This is a genomic window from Candidatus Binatia bacterium (assembly GCA_029243485.1).
In the GTDB taxonomy this organism is placed as follows: domain Bacteria; phylum Desulfobacterota; class Binatia; order UBA12015; family UBA12015; genus VGTG01.
Genome location: JAQWRY010000086.1, coordinates 360,090 through 377,886, shown reverse-complemented (window position 1 = coordinate 377,886; position 17,797 = coordinate 360,090). Strand labels below are relative to the sequence as shown.

Below are 17,797 nucleotides of genomic sequence, written 5' to 3'. Positions count from 1 at the left end.
CGCGAAGAGCTCCTAATGACCCTCGTCGTGTGCGACGGAGAGGCCAATGTAGATCAGTGTGAGAAGCGTAAAGACGAACGCCTGGATGCACGAAACGAGCGTGCCCAGGAAGTAGAAGATGACCGGGACCCCGACCTTGGTGAGATCCGTGAAGATCTCGAGCACCAGGTGATCACCGAACATGTTCCCGAAAAGACGCAGACCGAGCGAGAACGGGCGGACCATGACGCCGATGATCTCCAGCGTGAAGATCAACGGGGCCAGGGCGAGCATCGGCCCGGCGAAGTGCTTCAGGTAGCCCATCCCCTGAACTTTGAAGCCGTACCAATTGAAGATCAGGAACGAGCAAACACCTAGCGCCAGCGTGATGTCGAAATCGGACGTCGGCGGGCCGAAACCCGGAACCAATCCAAGCATGTTGGACGCCAGGATGAAGATGAAGAAGGAGCACAGGATCGGCACGTAGAGCTTGCTGCCGTGCCCGATGACCTGGTCGGCGAGGCTGCCGAGGCCCTCGACCATGAGTTCGAAGACATTTCGCGGGGTTAGGCCCGCGTCAGGGATGATCGCGCCCTCGGAAGTCACGGCCGAACGGGCGCGCGACGCGACCAGGAGCAGCACGGCCATCACGAACACTCCGGTGACGACCGACGCCCAAGGCGTCGGAATTCCAAGCAAAAATGTCCAAGTAACGGGGTGTTCCATGCGACCAGAATCCTCTCAGCTCGAGAGCACGCGCGACCGGCGCGTCGACCAATCCACGTAACAGACGTCAAAAACGATCGCCACGGGGAGGGTCGTCGCACCGGCGGCAAAGGAGAGGGGCGCGATCAGCGCCGTGTTGAATCCGACGTAGATGAAGGCCAGTACGAGCATCAGTTTCAGCAGGAGAAGGGACAGCGCGAGGCCGGGTTGTCGATGCCGCCGGAAGGCCGCGGTGACCGCAAAGCGCTGTAAAGACAGGCTTCCGAACATCATGAAGCCCCCAGCGACGAGGCTCGCGGCCGAGCCCCGGCCCAGACAAGCCAGCGTCCCCCCGCCCATCGCGAGGAGGGCGGCCTGCCAGGATCCGATCTGCGCCAGACGCAGCTTGGCAGCTCCGGTCGGCGGGTCCGTCGTCGCGTCAGTCGTCGGAGGAACCCTCTTCGTCAGCTCGGCGGAGCCGATCGAGGCGCCGCGAGAGCGCGACGAGGTGCGTGACCGTCACCACGAGCGCACCGAACACACACAGGAGGACGAATACCGGCTCCGTGCCGAGCCACTCGTCCAGGTAGTAGCCGACCGCGAGTCCGCCGATCACACTCGCGCCGAACTCGAGACCGACCCCCGTCATCTGAATGCGAACGGCGCGACGGGACAGTCGAGGATCGGCCGGCTTCTCGCGTTTGCGAGGACTCTTGGATGCCTCGTCGTTTGAGGTCACCAACGTCACGCGCCGAGTGCGCGCTTGGCCGCGTCGAGGATCCGATCAATCTCGGCGTCGCCGTGCGCGAGGGAAACGAACCACGCCTCGTACTGCGAAGGCGGCAGGTTCACTCCGTTTTCGATCATGGCACGGAAGAAGCTTGCGAAGGCTTCCGTGTCGGTGCTCGACGCATCTTTGAAGTCGCAGACGGACTCCACACCGAAGAAGAGAGTCAGCAGAGAGCCGACTCGTTGCACGCACGCCTGAACACCAGCGGTTCCAATCGCATCTTTCAACCCGGTCTCGAGCGCTGCGCCTCGCCGCTCGAGCGTCGCGTACGCGCCGTCGTCGAGCAATCGGACCGTTTCGCGCCCGGCCGTACACGCGATCGGGTTCCCGGAGAGCGTTCCCGCTTGATAGACCGGTCCGATCGGTGCCAGGAGATCCAGGAGGTCGGCGCGACCACCAACGGCTGCCGCGGGCAGGCCCCCACCGATCACTTTCCCGAGACATGTGAGGTCCGCCCGAACGTCGTAGAGCTCTTGCGCGCCGCCCCGAGCAACTCTGAAGCCACTGATGACTTCGTCGAAAATGACCAGTGCCCCTACCTCGTGGGAGAGCTCGATGATCGATTCGAGGAAGCCTGGCGAGGGTGGAACGACTCCCATGTTGGCCGCGACCGGCTCGACGATGACCGCCGCCGGAGGCGGATCGGCCGCGATTGAGGCGCGCAGCGACTCCAGGTCGTTGTACTCGACGACGCTCGTGAGCTCGGAGATGGCTGCCGGCACACCTGCGCTGTCAGGCACGCCGAGTGTCGCGGCGCCTGAACCAGCCTTCACGAGCAAGCTGTCGTGATGGCCGTGGTAGCAACCGTTGAACTTGATCACGCGCGAGCGCCCGGTGGCGCCGCGCGCGATGCGCATCGCCGTCATCGTCGCCTCGGTGCCCGAGGTGACCAGACGCACCTTCTCAATCGACGGGAAAGAACCGACGATCGCCTCGGCGAGTTCGATCTCGACGGGGTTCGGTGCCCCGAACCCCGTTCCGCGTTTTGCCGCGTTAGTCACCGCTTGCACGACGTCGGGGTGCGCGTGTCCCGCAATCAACGGCCCCCACGCGCAGACCAGGTCGATGAACTCGTTGCCGTCGGCGTCCCAAACGAACGCACCGCGTCCGCGGACAAGGAAACGTGGTTCGCCGCCAACCGCACCCCAAGCGCGAACGGGACTGTTCACACCCGCCGGGATGATACTGGCTGCGCGTGTCAGCAACTTTGTCGATGTGTCGTGCAAGTTGTGACGAAGAATAGAGAATCAGAGACCTACATCGCAACGCATGCGCGATGTAGTCGTGTCGGTTCCTCTCGGAAAAGTTTTTTCTACCGAAACATCAACGACTTCATCGCTTCGTTTTGTTTTCGTCTTGCAACTTTCATCGAGCGGGCCTAGAAACGCCGCCTCACACACCTCTGTGTGAACCTTCTCAAAAAGCTCCACCGATCATCTACAATCCGGTTACGCATCACCCATCGTCGAATCGTCGTGGACGAGAACGTCGGGATGGCACGGTAGTTTTCTCTCAGTGTGAATAAAGCCCGTTGGGGACACGGGTAACTATCTGTTTCCACTGAGAGTTTTCGCCTTATCCACACCTGTGGACAAGGCTGTGAACAAGCCCTTTGGGCAATGGGGGGGAAGCTGGGCCTATGCACTCTTGGCACCATGCTCGCGAGAGGCTCAAGAAGTCGCTTGGAGAGAGCAACTTCGACGTCTGGATCAAGCCTCTGCGGGTCGCGGAATGTGGTGGCGGCAAGGTGCTCTTCGAAGCACCGTCGAAATTTTACCGTGACTGGGTCACCCGTCACTATCTCGATGCGCTCAGATCGTCCTTCGGAGACGAATCGCATCCTGCCCCCAGCATTCAATTCCGCGTCGAAGCGAGTCGTCAGCGTGAGCTCTTCCAGCCCGATGCGCCTTCAGAGGCGGCGGACGAGAAGAGGCCCGCTGGCACAAAGGCAGCGGCCAGTAGGCCGAAACGCACGCGTACCAACGCGCGCGTGGGGAATCTGGTCCCGCGCTACACATTCTCGAACTTCGTCGTAGGTTCGAGCAACCAGTTCGCGCACGCCGCTGCCCAGGCCGTGGCCAAGAACCCGGGTGAGCAATACAACCCGCTGTTCATCTACGGCACGGTCGGGATCGGCAAGACCCACCTTGCGAACGCGATCGGTCACCGGGTGCTCGAAAAGAACCCGATGGCCAAGGTCGTCTTCCTTTCGAGCGAAGCGTTCGTGAACGACATGATCTCGTCGCTCAAACGCGACCGGATGGGCGACTTCAAGAACCGCTTCCGGAAGGTCGATCTCCTGATCCTCGACGACGTCCAGTTCCTGGCCGGCCGCGAGCGCACCCAGGAAGAATTCTTCCATACTTTCAACACGTTACACGAAGGTCGGAAGCAGATCGTATTGACGTCCGACAAGTTCCCGAAGGACATTTCCGGACTCGAAGAACGCCTGCGGAACCGCTTCGAGTCCGGTCTCACGGCCGACATCCAGTCCCCTGAGATAGAAACGCGAACGGCGATCGCGCAGAAGAAGGCGGAGGCGGCCGGTCTCGCACTATCGCCCGATGTCGCGAACTTCATCGCCAGTGCAATCGGCGACAATGTGCGCGAGCTCGAAGGTGCACTCACGCGACTCAACGCGAGCGCATCCTTGCAAGGATGCGAGATCACGGTCGCGTTTGCGCAAGACGTATTGAAGCCGCACTTCCGTTCCCGCCCGCGCGAACTCACGATCGACGAGGTCAAGAAGCTCGTGTGCGAGCACTACGGCGTAACCCTCATCGAGATGAACTCGAAGCGTCGCACGCAGCACATCGCACCCGTGCGTCAGTGCGCGATGTACCTGTGTCGCAAACTCACGAGTTCCTCGTTTCCGGTCATCGGTGAGAACTTCGGCAAGCGGCACCATTCCACCGTCATGCACGCGGCCGAGAGCGTCGCACGCCGAATTCAGAACGATCCGGGCCTCGCCTCCACTCTCGAAACTCTCGAGGCACAGCTCACCCGAGGGCGGGCTTGATGTTGCGTCTCGAAGCCAAAAGCTCCATCGTTACGACCCTGTGGATGGGCTGTGGAGCGGCTTCGGACAAGCTGCGATCTTTCGGACAAATCCGGCGCTCGCGTCGTTTCTCCGGATTACTCTCCGCTCTTCGTGCACAGTCGATTTATTAGAAATAACAAGGTGTTGGAGTAGTTGTCCCCGTTTTCAGCAGCCCCTACTACTACTATTCTTTTAATATCCTAAAGAGAGAATAGGGAGCGGACCAAGGTCCTATAGACCGAAAGAGCGATGCAGATGGAGTTCTCGATCGATCGAGGTGAGTTCACGCAGGCATTGGCACTCACGCAGGGCGTCGTCGAAAGACGCAACACGATGCCCATCCTCGCCAACGTGTTGCTCGAGGCCGGCGAGGATCTCTCGATCGCTGCCACGGACCTCGAAGTTCACATCAAACGGCGTTGTGGAGCCAAGGTCACCCAGGCCGGTGCCGCCACCGTCGGCGCGCGCAAGTTCTACGAGCTCGTTCGCGAGCTTCGCCCCGGTGATGTCACGATTCGGTTGCTCGAAAATCACTTCGTCGAGGTCGTTTCCGGTCGTTCGCGGGTCCGTCTCGTGGGCCTTCCAGCAGAGGATTTCCCGACGTTCCCGCAAGCCGACAACGAGGCCGTCTCGAAGTTCACGGTGAACGTGGAAGCGCTTTCTCGGATGATCGACCGTACGCTGTTCGCAGTCTCGACGGACGATACACGCGCCCACCTGGGTGGGGTCTTCCTCAACGGCAGCGACGAAACACTGCGCCTGGTCGGCACGGATGGCCACCGTCTCGCGCTGGTGAACGAGCCGGTGCCGGGTGCGAGCGCGCCGGAAAAGGGCATCATCCTGCCTCGGAAGGGCCTGGCGGAACTGCGCCGGCTTCTCGACGGCAAAGACGGAGACGCCTCGCTCAGCATTGGCGGAAACGTCGTTCGAGTGGAGTTGGCCGACGTTGCCTTGGTGATGCGGCTCATCGATGGTGAGTTCCCGAACTACGAGCAGGTGATCCCGGGTGAAGTGAAGTTCCGGGCCGCCGTTCCCAAGGACGATCTCCTGTCGGCCTTGAAGCGCGTTTCGGTCGTTGCGAGCGATCGTTCGCGCGGTGTTCGCCTCGCCGTCTCGGCCAACCAGCTGACGGTCTCCGCGAGCAGCCCCGACTTCGGCGAAGCCAGCGAGGATCTCGAAGTCTCGTACGACGGAGACGACATGACAGTCGGGTTCAACTCTCGGTATCTGACCGACGTCCTGGCCGTTCTGCCGGATGATTCAAAGATCGAGATCGGATTGATCGACGACGTGAGCCCCGGTGTCATCCGCACGGAAGACGACGACACGTACAGCTACGTCGTCATGCCCATGCGCCTCTGAGCGCGGTCTTCACCTCGCCCACATCGAGGGCGAAAAAACGCTGCATCCATGCGTAGAACGGCCTGTCTAACTGGTCCTGCGTCTGCTAGAATACTGGGGTTAAAGCAATCCTTTAACTATTTGATTTAACTATGGATTCAACGGAAGCACAGAGCGGCGTGACAGGCGGTTACGGGGCCGACCAGATCAAGGTCCTCGAAGGCCTCGAAGCGGTCCGAAAACGCCCCGGAATGTACATCGGGGATACGACCGAACGGGGTCTGCATCACCTGGTCTACGAGGTGGTCGACAACTCGGTCGACGAGGCCCTGGCAGGTCACTGCACGAAGATTTCCGTCACGATCCACGTCGACGGAACCGTCACCGTCATCGACGACGGTCGCGGTATCCCGGTCGACATCCATCCGACCGAGGGCATCTCCGCCGCCGAGGTCGTGCTTACGAAGCTGCATGCCGGCGGAAAGTTCGACAAGGGGGCCTACAAAGTCTCCGGCGGGCTCCACGGCGTGGGTATCTCCGTCGTGAACGCACTCTCGGAGCGTCTCGAGATGGAGATCTGGCGCGACGGGAAGGTGTACTTCCAGAAGTACCAGCGCGGCGCTGCCGACAATCGCCTCGCGGAGATCGGCACAACCCAGAGCCGCGGCACACAGATCACGTTCAAGCCGGACCCGCTCATCTTCCCCGACACGAGCTACAACTTCGACACCCTCTCGAAGCGACTGCGCGAGATGGCGTTCCTGAACCGGGGCCTGCGAATCTCGATCGAGGACAAGCAGACCGAGCGCTCGCACGAGTTCCACTACCCGGGCGGCATCGCTTCGTTCGTCGAGCATCTGGGCGCGGCCAAGACCGCCATCCACCCCACCGCGATCTACATCGAGGGAGAGCGCGAGGGCGTCGTGATGGAAGTCTCGATGCAGTGGAACGAGGGCTACAACGAGACGATCTACACCTTCGCGAACAGCATCAACACAAACGAAGGTGGGACCCATCTCTCCGGCTTCAAGTCCGCTCTGACCCGCACGATCAACAACTACGCGCAGGCAAACGGCATTTTGAAGAAGGAAACCGACGGTCTCGAGGGCGACGATGCCCGCGAGGGGCTCACGGTTGTCATCGCCGTGAAGGTTCCCGAGCCTCAGTTCGAAGGACAGACGAAGACCAAGCTCGGAAACAGTGAAGTGAAGGGCTTCGTCGAGAGTCTCGTCAACCAGGGCCTCGGGAACTACTTCGAAGAGAACCCGAGCGACGCCAAGAAGATCGTAGGCAAGTGCGTCGAGGCGGCCCGTGTGCGGGAAGCGACCCGGAAGGCCAAGGACCTGGCCCGCAGGAAGGGTGCGCTCGACTCCGGCTCGCTACCAGGCAAGCTCGCGGACTGTCAGGAACGCGACCCTGCACTGTCCGAGCTCTTCATCGTCGAGGGCGATTCCGCCGGCGGCTCCGCCAAACAGGGCCGCGAGCGGAAGTTTCAGGCGATCCTGCCTCTGCGAGGCAAGATTCTGAACGTCGAGAAGGCGCGCTTCGATAAGATGCTGTCTTCCAACGAGATTCGCCTGCTGATCACGGCGCTCGGTATGGGCATCGGCAAGGAAGATCGCGACTTCTCGAAGCTCCGGTACCACAAGCTCATCATCATGACTGACGCGGACGTCGACGGGAGCCACATCCGTACGCTCCTGCTCACGTTCTTCTATCGCCAGTACCCCGAGCTCATCGAGGGCGGGCACGTCCTGATCGCGCAGCCGCCGCTCTACAAGGTGAAGAAGGGCAAGAAGGAAGAATACCTGAAGGACGAGTCCTCGCTGGACAAATACCTGATCCGTCAGGGCAGCGAAGAAATCGAAGTCCTCGGAACGGGCAGCGACGTTCCTCTCGCCGGCGACGCGCTGGCCACCGTTCTCGAGCGTTTCGGTCGACTCGATCGAATTCTCGGAATCGTCGAGCGTGCGGGGCGTTGCCGCAACGTGGTCTCCGCGGCCGCTGAAGAAGAGCGCCTCGGACCCGAGGCGTTCCGGGACACCGGGCTACTCGAGACGATCCGCCAGAGCCTCCAGGAACGACTAGAGAGCCGCGAGGAAGTGGATCTTGTCGGAGTCGAGATCGCGGAGCCGACTCCGGGGGAACTTCCGGTCCTCCAGGTCACGACGGCTGAAGGTTCGGCGAAGAAACGAACGATTCTGTCCTTGGAATTCTGCGCGGCACCGGAGTTCGAGGAGGTTCGTCGACTGACCGGTGAGCTCTCTGGAGCGGGTCGTTCCCCATTCACCATCATCACGGCGAAGGAACGGCTCTCCATGCCGACCTTGCCGGCGGCGGTCCGGTACATCATGTCGAACGCCCGCAAGGGGCTCGAGATCCAGCGATACAAAGGCCTGGGGGAGATGAACCCGGACCAGTTGTGGGCCACGACGTTGGACCCCGATACCCGAACCCTTCTCGAGGTCCGGGTCGACGACACTCCCGAGGCAGAGCGGATCTTCTCCACGCTGATGGGAGATGCCGTAGAGCCCCGGCGCAAATTCATCGACGAGCACGCGCTCAACACGCGCAACCTCGACATCTGACCCATGCGGTCCGCAGTTAGGGTGGTCTGAACGAAGATGGCAGTACGCATTCCGGTCAACATCGAAGACGAGATGCGGCAGTCCTACATGGCGTACGCAATGAGCGTCATCGTGGGCCGTGCGCTCCCCAACGCCCGCGACGGGCTCAAGCCCGTGCATCGCCGCGTGCTCCACGCGATGAATGAGCTCGGGGTTGATTGGAACAAGTCCTACAAGAAGTCGGCACGCATCGTCGGCGACGTCATCGGTAAGTACCACCCGCACGGTGATTCCGCGGTTTACGATGCGATCGTCCGCCTCGCCCAGGATTTCTCGATGCGGTACCCCTTGGTCGACGGACAGGGGAACTTCGGCTCGGTCGACGGCGACGCCGCTGCGGCCATGCGATACACCGAGATCCGCCTTTCGCGGATCGCGGGTGAGCTCCTCGCCGACATCGACAAGGATACGGTCGATTTCGTCGGAAATTACGACGAATCCGAGCACGAGCCGTTCATCCTACCCGCGAAGATCCCGAATCTTCTGCTGAACGGATCGGCGGGTATCGCCGTGGGCATGGCGACCAACATCCCGCCGCACAACCTGAATGAGCTGCTCGACGGCTGCCTGGCCCTGCTCGAAGAACCGAGCCTCTCATCGCTCGACCTGATGAAGTACATCCCCGGCCCGGATTTCCCGACGGCGGGCTTCATCGTGGGGACAGCGGCGATCCAAGAGGCCTACATGAGTGGCCGCGGCGTCCTTCAGATCCGCGCCAGCGCCGAGATCGAGACGCATCCCAAGACCGGCCGCGAGAAGATCATCGTCGACGCGATCCCGTACCAGGTGAACAAGGCGCGCCTGATCGAACGCATCGCCGATCTCGTCAACGAGAAGAAGATCGAAGGCATCTCCGACCTGCGCGACGAGTCCGATCGCAACGGGATGCGCATCGTGATCGAGCTCAAGCGCGACGCCGTGAGCCAGGTCATCCTGAACCAACTCTTCAAGCTCACGCAGATGCAGGACTCGTTCGGCGTGAACCTGCTCGCCATCGTCGACGGCCAGCCGAAGCTGCTGAACCTGCGCGAAGCGCTCGTCGTCTTCCTCGACCATCGCCGCGAGATCATTACGCGCCGGACCGTCTTCGATCTGAAAAAAGCCGAAGACAGGCTGCACATTCTCAAGGGTCTGAAGATCGCCCTCGACAATCTCGACGCGGTCATTGCCCTGATCCGCGCCGCGCCGAACCCGGCCGAGGCCCGTACGGGCTTGATGTCGACGTTCTCCCTGACGGAGATCCAGGCGCAGGCCATCCTCGACATGCGCCTCCAGCGCCTCACGAATCTCGAGCGCGACAAGATTCTCGAGGAGTACCGGGAGTGCGAGGAGACGATCGCGCGGTTGAAGTTCATCCTCGATACCCCCTCGGAAGTCGACCGGATCATAGGCGAGGAGTTGGCCGAGATTCGCGATCGCTACGGCGACGAGCGACGCACGCAGATCATCGAGACCGGCGACGAGATCACCAACGAGGATCTCATCCCGCGCGAAGACATGGTCGTGACAGTGTCTCACGCCGGATACATCAAGCGGATTGCCGCTACCGAGTACCGCGCGCAGCGCCGCGGTGGCCGTGGAAAGCTGGGGGCGACGGCCCGCGACGAGGACTTCATCGAAGATCTCGTGGTCGCGTCGACCCACGACATCATCCTGTTCTTCACGACTGCGGGACGTGTGCACTGGCGGAAGGTCTACGAGATCCCGTCGGGCAGCCGGATCGCGCGCGGCAAGGCCGTCGTGAACCTGCTCCAACTCGGAGCCGAAGAGCAGCTGTCGGCCTTCCTCACCGTGCCCGAATTCACCGAAGGTTCTCGCGTCATCCTGGGAACCCGGCGCGGTACTGTGAAGAAGACCGATCTGATGGCGTACTCCAACCGGAGAGCCTCGGGCCTGATCGCTGTAAACCTCGAAGAGGGCGACAGCCTGATCGGAGCCGGCCTCGTCGAAGACGGACACGAGGTTCTTCTGTCCACGCGTACGGGTCAGGCGATCCGTTTCCGCGAGAGTGACGCTCGCTCGATGGGACGCTCCGCCGGCGGTGTCCGCGGGATCTCGCTCGACGGAGACGACGAGGTCGTCAGTCTTTCCGTCCTCTCGCCGGAGGCCACGATCCTCACGGTTTCCGAGGGGGGTATGGGCAAGCGCAGCGAGCTCGAGGAGTACCGGCTCCAGACGCGCGGCGGCAAAGGCATCATCACCATGAAGGTCAGCAATCGAACGGGCGGTGTGGTCGGTGTTGCGCAGGTCCGCGAGGCCGACGAGGTCATGCTGGTGACCGACCGCGGACGGCTCATCCGCATGCGCGTCGACGAGATGCGCGTCATCGGCCGGAACACGCAGGGCGTGAAGATGGTCGTGCTCGACGATGGCGAGCGGGTCGTGAGTGTTGCCCGCATGGTCGAAGGCGATGTCCAGGCCGACGGTGAAGCGGACGAGTCGGAGGGCGGAGAGCCCGAAGCGGTCGCGGAGAGCCCCGAGGTTCCCGAAACGCCCGAAGACGCCTGAGTGGAACACGCAATTCAAACCGTGCGGAAGCGGGTGGAGCGTGACGTCACCTGCTCCCCGTAGAGCGATCGGATTTGGGATCGGCAATCCAGTTCGCGGCCCCGCTAGCGGCGCCCGTGACCCGATCGTGCGGTGAACCCAGTCAGCCCCGCAGGACCGTTCGCGCCGTCATACGTTGCGGCTTCGTGAAGAAAGCGGCCGCGCGTGCGCGGGTTTCCTGCATGTCCGGTGCCGAAGAGATTCGCCGCCACAGCTCGTGGCCGAAATCGAGCCAGCGTGCGCCCCAATGCACGAAGAAGTTCACGCGCTTTCGCGCGTCGCGTGCCGGGAAGTGTGGCTCGGCGATGTCGACGAAGCGCTTGAAGGCGCTGTGGAACTCGGCCCCCTCCTCGTACCCATCCGCAGGCGCCTCGTCTCCCTCACGTCCGGGCGGTGGGGGCAGCCCCATGGCCTCGCCGATCTGCCAGAAGATCCACGGCCGCGCGACGGCGGCGCGGCCGATCATGACGCCGTCGCATCCAGTTCGACTCAGAAGGGACAACGCGTCTTCCGTCGTCTGAACGTCACCGTTGCCTACGACCGGAATTGAAACGGTGTCTCGAACACGCGCGATGTAGTCCCAGTTCGCGGAGCCACGCCGCTGCTGTCGGGCGATTCGCGGATGGAGCGTGATCCATGCGGCGCCGGCTTCCTCGAGCATCCGACAGAAATCGAGGAGGTATTCGAGGTCGTCGTCGAGCCCGGTCCGGAGCTTCACCGAGACCGGCCAACGAGAGAGACGAACTGTCGTGCGCACGACTTCCTCTGCGTACGCCGGGTCGCCCATCAACGCGACCCCCCAGTTGTGTTTCAGAGCCTGAGTGACCGGGCACCCCATGTTGATGTCGACTGCGGCCGGTCGCATGCTCTGGAGCTTGTCGAGGGACGCCGCGATGAAGCGCTCTTCGTTGCCGAGCAGCTGCGGGACCAGGTTGGTCTCTTCAGCGAATGTCGCGGTTTCCGGTCGGTCGCCCATGCGTTCTGCGGGCAGCCTCCGCGAGGACAGCATCTCGGTGAACAGGAGGCTGTTCGTGTCGCGCGGGAAGTAGCTGCGAGCGGTCATTCGCAGCGCCACGTGGGAGAGACCCACCATGGGCGCCAAGAAGAACGGGAAGTCGACCCGAACTCCGCGCGCGGCCAGGGTGTTCCATCGCTCCAGCGGCGGAGCGACCCCAGCCGGGCTCGTTCGAAGCCCCTGCATGAGAAAAGGTTCCCGGACGGCGCGGACCGGCGCAAGGGCCGTTGCCCCGGGGGCCCGAACGACGGCAGACTCGGCTGGATGCTGGTCGCCAGAAGCAGTGCCTCCCGCAAGGCCGATCCGGACGCAGCGGCCCGGGAGGTCGCCGACGGGCTGGCCGGGCTCGGTGGGGCGGATTCGTCACGCGCCGCGGTGTTTTTCGCGACCGACGACTATGGGCCGGCCTTCGAGAGGATCTCCCGGCTGGTATCGACCCGGGCAGGCATCGGGTCGGTGATTGGTTGCTCGGCGGGGAGCGTGATCTCGCGGGATCCGGCGCCTTCAGCGCGGGGAATCTCGGCCCTCGCCGTCGGCGGTCTGACCGGCGTCGAGCGGTTTTTCATCCAGGGGCTCCGTGGTCGCTCCGAACAGTACGGCCGGGAGATCGGGCGGCTCGCAGCGGGTGACGACGCTGCGCCGGCGACGATTCTCTTGCTCGCCGACAGCTACAATCTCGCCCCCGAGGAGCTCTTGAGTGGCATCGCCGAAACGGCCGGCGACGCGTCGGTCATCGGTGCGGGGGCAACGGAAAGCGGGGCGGTCGGCCAGACTGCGGTGGTGGGACACGGGACCAGCTCGACGAATGCGGTGGCGGGTCTGGTTCTTCGCGGCGTTTCGGTGGCGCCGATTCGAAGCCCGGTGTTCAGCCCGATCGGTCGCTGGTGGACCATCACGCAGGCGGAAGCCAATCGCGTCGAGCGACTCGACGGCCGGCCGGCGCTCGAGTGCGTTCTCGAAGCGCTTCCGCCGAGCCTGCGCGAAAATCCAGACGAGGCACTCGGATTCATCCAGGTGGCCCTCGCCGAATCGGATTCAGTGCAATCCACAGACGCTCCCCTCCTGCGACCGATCGTAGGTGCCGACGCGCATGGGGACGCCCTTCTCATCGGGGACGAGGTCGTCCCGGGGATGCGGTTTGCCCTCGCCGCCCGGGACCCGGCAGTGGCGCGAGAGCGCCTCGATTCGAGCGTGGCGAAGCTGTCCGCGATGCCGTCCTTGTCCGCCGTCCTGTATTTTCACAGTGCGCTCGGGGACTCTGCACCCTACGGCTTGCCGGATCTCGATACGGCCTACCTCAGACGGGACCTCGCAGAGACGCCGATCGCGGGCTTCGGGAGCTACGTCACGTTCGCCCCCCATCTGGGCCGGAACCGGTTCCACCATTTCACCGGCCTCCTTGCCGGGCTGGCGCCGGACGGCTCGATCAGCGAAGAAGATCCCAACGCTGGCAAACCCACGAGGAGGTAATCGTGCGCGTCGTACCCGTCCCCGTCCTGCAGGACAATTACAGCTATCTGGTGATCGACGAGACCGAGAACGTTGCGGCCGTGGTTGATTGCGCCCAGGTCGAACCGATGCTCGCCGCGGCGCAGGCCGAAGGCGTCACGATCACGACCGTTTTGTCGACCCACCACCACTACGATCACGTGGGCGGGAACGAAGAGATCGCGGGTAAGATCTCGGTTCGGGTTTACGGAAACGCGGATGACGACGGACGCATCCCGGCGCTCACCGACGGGGTGCGAGAGGGTGACACCGTGCACGTCGGCACGATCACCGCGCGACCGATCCTGGTGCCGGCTCACACGAGCGGACACATGGCCTATTACTTCGAGCAGCACCGGTCGGTGTTCACTGGCGATACACTGTTTGCCGCCGGGTGTGGACGTCTCTTTGAGGGCGATCCCGAACAGATGATGGGTTCGCTCGCGAAGCTGAACGCGCTCCCCGACAACACGAAGGTGTATTGCGGTCACGAGTACACCGTGAAGAACCTGGAGTTCGCGAGCACGCTCGAGCCCAAGAACAAGGCGATCACCGACAAGCTCGCTTGGGCCCAGGCCAGGCGGCGCGAACGTCAGCCGACGGTTCCGAGCACGATCGGGTCGGAACGCACGACGAATCCCTTCCTGCGGACGCGCAGCCAGGAACTGCGCGAGTCGATCCAGGAGCGCTTCCCGGACGTGGGCGAGGACGAGGTCGAGATCTTCGGAGCGACACGCCGTTTGAAAGACGGGTTCTAGTGCATCGCCGTCGACATCGGGCGTATGCCTTGCCGCCCCTCGACGTCCCTCGCGACATCTCGTCTCCTCGGAAGATTGCCGATTTTCCCGCGTTGCCGTTTCTTGCGACGAACGCCGATCGACGCCAATCCATGAACCCGATGTCGACGGCGATGCACTAGCGCGTGGAGCGCGTTCGGGCCGACAAAGCCGTCTCTGAGATCCCGGCCGGGGCGCGCGTCGTTCTACCGCAGGGCTGCATCGAGCCGTGGTCGGTGTTCGACGCAATCGCCGCGTCACGCGGAGATCCGGCGAACCCGACGCGTCTGTACTCGGGACTCCAGTTCGGGCGCTACCGGTTCCTGGGTGATCTCGATGCGACCGACCACGAGACGGGCGGGCTCGGACCGGGCTATCGCTACGTGACTTGGCAGGTCGGTGGAGCGATTCGCCGGATCGCCCGTAGTGGCCGGATCGGGTTCCTTCCCCTGCGCTTCGGCGATATCCCGCGACTGTTCGGGCGGGGTGGGTTTCTGTCCGCCGAGGTTGCCGTCATTCAGTGCACGCCGCCGCGCGCCGGGCGCGTGAGTCTCGGCAGTGCGTGCGCGATCTATCCGGCGATGGTCGAGGCGGCGAAGCTCGTCATCGCCGAGATCCACCCGGACATGCCCTGGTCGGATGGAACGACCGAGATTCCCGTCGATGCGATCGATTTCGCCGTCGACGCGACCGGACCGCTCGGCACTCTCCCGCGTGCATCCTGCGACGACATCGATCGCGCGATCGTCGACCATGTCCTCGAGCTGATCCCGGACGACGCCTGGGTCCAGCTCGGCGTGGGTACGATTCCGGAAGCGGTTCTACTCGCCCTGTCGGAGCGGTCCGGAATCAACCTGCATTCCGGGATGTACAGCGACCCGCTGCTCGAATTCCTCGATCGCCAGCCGAATGCGAAGGTCGTGACTGGAGAAGTGTCGGGTTCGGTCGAGATGTACCGGCAGGCCGTCGCCGATCCAAGGGTGTCGCTCCAGCCGACCACCGTCACCCACAGCCTGCCCTACCTCGCCGGCATCGAGCGCTTCGTATCGATCAACTCGGCGATCGAAGTCGATCTGACCGGACAGGTGAACGGTGCGACGATCGGGGGCCACTGCGTGAGCGGTGTCGGCGGTAGTCTCGATTTCGTCGAGGGCGCGCGGTACTCGCCTGGCGGCTTTTCCGTCGTCGCGATGCGGTCGAAGGCAAAGGCGCATTCGCGAATCGTGCCGCGCTTGCCGGAAGGAAACGCGGTTTCACTTCCGAACTTCACCGTGGACTTCGTCGTGACGGAGCAAGGCGTCGCGCGTCTCACCGGCTGCGATCTGGAGGAGCGCGCCGCGGCGTTGCGCGCGATCGCCGCCCCGGAGATGCGCGCCGGGCTCTAGCGGCGCCGTCCCTTCAGGAATCGGGAAGCGGCCGCCGCTTGAGGATTGTACGAAGGTCGTCGGGCTCCATGACGGGCGCAGAGCAGGTAAACGATTCGCAGACGTACGCCGCCGGGGCGCCCAGCGTCTGCGTTTTTCCGCGAGCAGGGACGGGCACGAAGGCGTCGGGCTCGTTCGGATCGACGACGAAGACCGATTGCCCCGGTGCGTAAGTCGTGTGGGCGGCGCGGACCAGCGCGGCCGTCTCCGGCAGATCGCGCTTGCCGACGATCACGACTTCACGGGGCCCGCGGAGATGGTCGTCGAGCACGCCGAGGAGGTAGGCGAGTCCGAAGGGCTGCTTCTCTAGAAGATCGCCGAACAGTGCGAGTGCCTGTTCGCCGATCTCGCGGTAGCGATCCTCTCCGGCGAGGTGGGCGAGGCGTAGAAAAGTCTCCGTCGCGACCGCGTTTCCGGCCGGAATCGAACTGTCGAAGGCGATCTTGGGCCGGTCGATCAGTTCCTCGTGATCGGTAGAGGTGAAGAAAAAGCCGCCGACATCGGCGTCGAGGAACTCCCGAACTAGGATGTCGGCGAGCTCCCGGGCCCGGTCGAGGTAGCTCTTGGTCCCGGTGGCCTCGAAGAGATCGAGCAGCGACGCCGCAAGGAAGGCGTGATCGTCGAGGTAGGCGTGATAGCGCGCGACGCCATCCTTGGTGGTCCGCAAGAGGCGCCCGTTCTCATCTCGCAGCTTGCTATCGATGAAGGCAGCCGCGCGCCGGGCGGCGTCGAGATAGCGGGGCTCCTCCAGGACGCAGGCACCGCGGACGAAGGCGCGGATGGCCAGAGCGTTCCAACTCGTGAGCACCTTTTCGTCCCGACCGGGTTGGGGGCGCTTCTCGCGCGCGGCGAGGAGGGTGGCCTGCCCTTCAGCGAGCAGAGTCTCGATCTCCCGGGGCTCCTTTTGTTGGAGCTTCGCTATCTCGTCGATGGAGAGTTTCACGTGCAGGATGCTGCGGCGCTCGGTCTGACCCGGCTCCGCGAAATTTCCGACCTCGTCGACCTGGTAGTAGCGCGTGAGGACCCGGGCATGTTTCTCGTCGAGGAGGCTCTCGATCTCCTCGAGGCGCCACAGATACGTGAGGCCCTCTTCGCCTTCGGTGTCGGCGTCCTGGGTCGAGTAGAAACCGCCTTCCGGATCGGTCATCTCGCGCAGAAGGTAGTCCAACGTCTCCGTTGCGATGCGGCGGTACAACGGCTCTCCGGTCGCCGCGAACCCGTCGAGGTACAGAGGTACGAGTTGGGCGTTGTCGTACAGCATCTTCTCGAAGTGCGGGACGAGCCAATGAGCATCGACCGAGTAGCGGTGGAACCCCCCCCCGAGCTGGTCGTACATGCCACCGCGGGCCATTGCGGTGAGGGTCTGCTCGAAGGCTTCGAGCATGTCGCCTCGACCGGCCGCGGAGTGCTGGCGAAGAAAAAGCTGGAACGCCGGGGCGTTCGGGAACTTCGGCGCGTCTCCGAGTCCGCCGTGGGTCACATCGCGGGCGCCGAAGAGTTTCTCCGCCGCGCTCGTGATCGTGGCTCGCGAGAGTGCTCCGGCGTTCGTCTGAAACTGGGAGAGCTTGGTGAGGCCCTCGAGAAGCTGCTCGGTCGTGCGGGTCAGCTCGGAGGGCTTGTCGTTGAAGGCCTGGAGAACCGCCTCCAGAACGCGCGGGAAGCCGGGCCGACCGTAGCGATCTTCCGGTGGGTAATAGGTGCCTCCGTAGAAGGGTTTCCCGTCCGGGGAGAGGAACACGGTGAGCGGCCAGCCGCCGGAGCCGGTCAGCATCTGCACGGTGTTCATGTAGATCGCGTCGACGTCGGGGCGCTCTTCGCGATCTACCTTGATGTTCACGAAGCCCTCGTTCATGACGGCCGCGATCGAGTCGTCTTCGAACGACTCGCGCTCCATCACGTGGCACCAGTGGCAGGCGGAGTAGCCGACCGAGAGAAGAATCGGACGGTTCTCGTTACGCGCTCGCTCGAGGGCTTCGGGCCCCCACGGATACCAATCGACGGGATTCAGCGCGTGCTGACGTAGGTACGGGCTCTGCTCTGCGGCCAGGCGATTGGGCTTTGCCAT

Annotated in this window: 13 protein-coding genes; 7 read left to right on the top strand and 6 right to left on the bottom strand. The window is 63.5% G+C overall.

The features are described from left to right. Positions 1-12: 12 nt before the first annotated feature. The 4 genes from atpB to hemL form a co-directional block, all read right to left on the bottom strand. Positions 13-705 (bottom strand): F0F1 ATP synthase subunit A, encoded by a 693-nt coding sequence (atpB, locus tag P8R42_26500; protein ID MDG2308143.1) that lies wholly within the window; start codon positions 703-705, stop codon positions 13-15. Positions 706-720: 15 nt separating this feature from the next. Next, positions 721-1,044: a hypothetical protein gene (locus P8R42_26495; GenBank protein ID MDG2308142.1), complete on the bottom strand. Its 324-nt coding sequence runs from the start codon at positions 1,042-1,044 to the stop codon at positions 721-723. A 79-nt stretch (positions 1,045-1,123) separates the two neighbouring features. After that, positions 1,124-1,333: an AtpZ/AtpI family protein gene (locus P8R42_26490; GenBank protein MDG2308141.1), complete on the bottom strand. Its 210-nt coding sequence runs from the start codon at positions 1,331-1,333 to the stop codon at positions 1,124-1,126. A 95-nt stretch (positions 1,334-1,428) separates the two neighbouring features. Further along, positions 1,429-2,700 carry a glutamate-1-semialdehyde 2,1-aminomutase gene (gene hemL / locus P8R42_26485; protein MDG2308140.1) on the bottom strand — a complete coding sequence of 424 codons (1,272 nt, stop codon included), beginning with the start codon at positions 2,698-2,700 and terminating at the stop codon, positions 1,429-1,431. 413 nt (positions 2,701-3,113) lie between these two features. On the opposite strand from hemL, the gene dnaA reads away from it, so the two are divergent. The 4 genes from dnaA to gyrA all read left to right on the top strand — a co-directional run bounded on the left by dnaA (position 3,114) and on the right by gyrA (position 10,990). Then, entirely contained in the window at positions 3,114-4,493 is a 1,380-nt protein-coding gene (gene dnaA / locus P8R42_26480) for a chromosomal replication initiator protein DnaA (GenBank protein ID MDG2308139.1), read from the top strand. 276 nt (positions 4,494-4,769) lie between these two features. Next, positions 4,770-5,876 carry a DNA polymerase III subunit beta gene (gene dnaN, locus P8R42_26475; GenBank protein ID MDG2308138.1) on the top strand — a complete coding sequence of 369 codons (1,107 nt, stop codon included), beginning with the start codon at positions 4,770-4,772 and terminating at the stop codon, positions 5,874-5,876. 131 nt (positions 5,877-6,007) lie between these two features. Next, on the top strand, positions 6,008-8,443 hold the full coding sequence (gene gyrB, locus P8R42_26470; GenBank protein ID MDG2308137.1) for a DNA topoisomerase (ATP-hydrolyzing) subunit B: 2,436 nt from the start codon (positions 6,008-6,010) through the stop codon (positions 8,441-8,443). Positions 8,444-8,479: 36 nt separating this feature from the next. Beyond that, positions 8,480-10,990, top strand: coding sequence for a DNA gyrase subunit A (gene gyrA / locus P8R42_26465; protein ID MDG2308136.1), 2,511 nt, complete (start codon positions 8,480-8,482; stop codon positions 10,988-10,990). A 142-nt stretch (positions 10,991-11,132) separates the two neighbouring features. On the opposite strand, the gene P8R42_26460 is transcribed toward gyrA, so the two are convergent. After that, entirely contained in the window at positions 11,133-12,230 is a 1,098-nt protein-coding gene (locus P8R42_26460) for a tRNA-dihydrouridine synthase family protein (protein MDG2308135.1), read from the bottom strand. A 78-nt stretch (positions 12,231-12,308) separates the two neighbouring features. Here P8R42_26460 and P8R42_26455 point away from each other — a divergent pair, with 78 nt between their 5' ends. From P8R42_26455 to P8R42_26445, 3 genes are all read left to right on the top strand, one after another. Beyond that, entirely contained in the window at positions 12,309-13,514 is a 1,206-nt protein-coding gene (locus P8R42_26455; protein ID MDG2308134.1) for an FIST N-terminal domain-containing protein, read from the top strand. Between the two features lie 2 nt (positions 13,515-13,516). Further along, on the top strand, positions 13,517-14,290 hold the full coding sequence (gene gloB / locus P8R42_26450) for a hydroxyacylglutathione hydrolase (protein MDG2308133.1): 774 nt from the start codon (positions 13,517-13,519) through the stop codon (positions 14,288-14,290). Positions 14,291-14,454: 164 nt separating this feature from the next. Beyond that, positions 14,455-15,693, top strand: coding sequence for an acetyl-CoA hydrolase/transferase C-terminal domain-containing protein (locus P8R42_26445; GenBank protein ID MDG2308132.1), 1,239 nt, complete (start codon positions 14,455-14,457; stop codon positions 15,691-15,693). 13 nt (positions 15,694-15,706) lie between these two features. Here the strand turns inward: P8R42_26445 and P8R42_26440 are convergent, their stop codons facing one another. Then, positions 15,707-17,797, bottom strand: coding sequence for a thioredoxin domain-containing protein (locus tag P8R42_26440; protein ID MDG2308131.1), 2,091 nt, complete (start codon positions 17,795-17,797; stop codon positions 15,707-15,709).

Coding starts and splice junctions, on each gene's coding strand:
- atpB (MDG2308143.1), bottom strand. CDS start 705: ATGGAACACCCCGTTACTTGGACATTTTTGCTTGGAATTCCGACGCCT.
- P8R42_26495 (MDG2308142.1), bottom strand. CDS start 1,044: ATGGGCGGGGGGACGCTGGCTTGTCTGGGCCGGGGCTCGGCCGCGAGC.
- P8R42_26490 (MDG2308141.1), bottom strand. CDS start 1,333: ATGACGGGGGTCGGTCTCGAGTTCGGCGCGAGTGTGATCGGCGGACTC.
- dnaA (MDG2308139.1), top strand. CDS start 3,114: ATGCACTCTTGGCACCATGCTCGCGAGAGGCTCAAGAAGTCGCTTGGA.
- dnaN (MDG2308138.1), top strand. CDS start 4,770: ATGGAGTTCTCGATCGATCGAGGTGAGTTCACGCAGGCATTGGCACTC.
- gyrB (MDG2308137.1), top strand. CDS start 6,008: ATGGATTCAACGGAAGCACAGAGCGGCGTGACAGGCGGTTACGGGGCC.
- gyrA (MDG2308136.1), top strand. CDS start 8,480: ATGGCAGTACGCATTCCGGTCAACATCGAAGACGAGATGCGGCAGTCC.
- P8R42_26460 (MDG2308135.1), bottom strand. CDS start 12,230: ATGCAGGGGCTTCGAACGAGCCCGGCTGGGGTCGCTCCGCCGCTGGAG.
- P8R42_26455 (MDG2308134.1), top strand. CDS start 12,309: ATGCTGGTCGCCAGAAGCAGTGCCTCCCGCAAGGCCGATCCGGACGCA.
- P8R42_26440 (MDG2308131.1), bottom strand. CDS start 17,797: ATGGCAAAGCCCAATCGCCTGGCCGCAGAGCAGAGCCCGTACCTACGT.